We start from the raw sequence: 1,902 nt of genomic DNA, 5'->3' as shown, positions 1-1,902 counted from the left end.
CCCACCCGACACTCGCGGGTAGCATGGCCAACTAAATGTGCTCCTTAGAAAGGAGGTGATCCAGCCGCACCTTCCGGTACGGCTACCTTGTTACGACTTAGTCCCAATCGCCAATCCCACCTTAGACGGCTCCCTCCAAAAGGTTAGGCCACCGGCTTTGGGTGTTACCAACTTTCGTGACTTGACGGGCGGTGTGTACAAGGCCCGGGAACGTATTCACCGCAGCGTTGCTGATCTGCGATTACTAGCGACTCCGACTTCATGGGGTCGAGTTGCAGACCCCAATCCGAACTGAGACCGGCTTTTAGGGATTAGCTCCACCTCACAGTATCGCAACCCTCTGTACCGGCCATTGTAGCATGCGTGAAGCCCAAGACATAAGGGGCATGATGATTTGACGTCATCCCCACCTTCCTCCGAGTTGACCCCGGCAGTCTCCTATGAGTCCCCACCATAACGTGCTGGCAACATAGAACGAGGGTTGCGCTCGTTGCGGGACTTAACCCAACATCTCACGACACGAGCTGACGACAACCATGCACCACCTGTATACCAGCCCCGAAGGGAAACACCATCTCTGATGCGGTCCAGTATATGTCAAGCCTTGGTAAGGTTCTTCGCGTTGCATCGAATTAATCCGCATGCTCCGCCGCTTGTGCGGGCCCCCGTCAATTTCTTTGAGTTTTAGCCTTGCGGCCGTACTCCCCAGGCGGGGCACTTAATGCGTTAGCTACGGCGCGGAAAACGTGGAATGTCCCCCACACCTAGTGCCCAACGTTTACGGCATGGACTACCAGGGTATCTAATCCTGTTCGCTCCCCATGCTTTCGCTTCTCAGCGTCAGTTACAGCCCAGAGACCTGCCTTCGCCATCGGTGTTCCTCCTGATATCTGCGCATTCCACCGCTACACCAGGAATTCCAGTCTCCCCTACTGCACTCTAGTCTGCCCGTACCCACTGCAATACACGGAGTTAAGCTCCGGCCTTTCACAGCAGACGCGACAAACCGCCTACAAGCTCTTTACGCCCAATAATTCCGGACAACGCTCGCGCCCTACGTATTACCGCGGCTGCTGGCACGTAGTTAGCCGGCGCTTTCTCTGCAGGTACCGTCAATCTCTCTTCTTCCCTGCTAACAGAGGTTTACAACCCGAAGGCCGTCATCCCTCACGCGGCGTCGCTGCATCAGGCTTGCGCCCATTGTGCAATATTCCCCACTGCTGCCTCCCGTAGGAGTCTGGGCCGTGTCTCAGTCCCAGTGTGGCCGGTCACCCTCTCAGGCCGGCTACCCGTCGTCGCCTTGGTGAGCCGTTACCTCACCAACAAGCTGATAGGCCGTGAGCCCATCTATAACCACTACATAACGCTTTCCACCAACACCCCATGCGGAGATTGGTCGTATCCGGTATTAGACCCAGTTTCCCGGGCTTATCCCAGAGTTAAAGGTAGGTTACTCACGTATTACTCACCCGTTCGCCACTAATCCACCTAGCAAGCTAGGCTTCATCGTTCGACTTGCATGTGTTAAGCACGCCGCCAGCGTTCGTCCTGAGCCAGAATCAAACTCTCCGTTGAAAAAATAGAAAAGCTTGATAATCTGATCTCAAACAGCGAATCACACACGGGGGTGCGTGACTCAAGCTGACTAAATTTGAAACCATTTGATGATTATCAAATATCAATAAATATTTGGTATTAGTTTCAGTTTCCATCACCATTCGGTGATTTTATTGAACAAAGCACACTATTGAGTTCTCAAGCAACACACCGATTCAACACCTCAACCCCTTCATTCGAAGGAAGCCTTACCGTTGAACGGTCATTCATGTTATTTTCATTGTTACCGCGTTCCCGCGGCAACTCAATCAACTATACCAGCGTTTTGTGTGCCATGCAAATCCG

1 rRNA gene is annotated in these 1,902 nt (G+C 53.0%); it reads right to left on the bottom strand.

Going from position 1 to position 1,902, the window contains the following annotated elements:
* Window positions 1–48 precede the first annotated feature (48 nt).
* Window positions 49–1,575, bottom strand: a 16S ribosomal RNA gene (locus HMPREF2765_RS02585).
* Between the last annotated feature and the right edge of the window lie 327 nt (window positions 1,576–1,902).

Origin of the sequence: Rothia sp. HMSC062H08, from assembly GCF_001810775.1 — a bacterium.
In the GTDB taxonomy this organism is placed as follows: Bacteria; Actinomycetota; Actinomycetes; order Actinomycetales; family Micrococcaceae; genus Rothia.
This window is presented reverse-complemented; position numbering and strand designations above follow the sequence as displayed.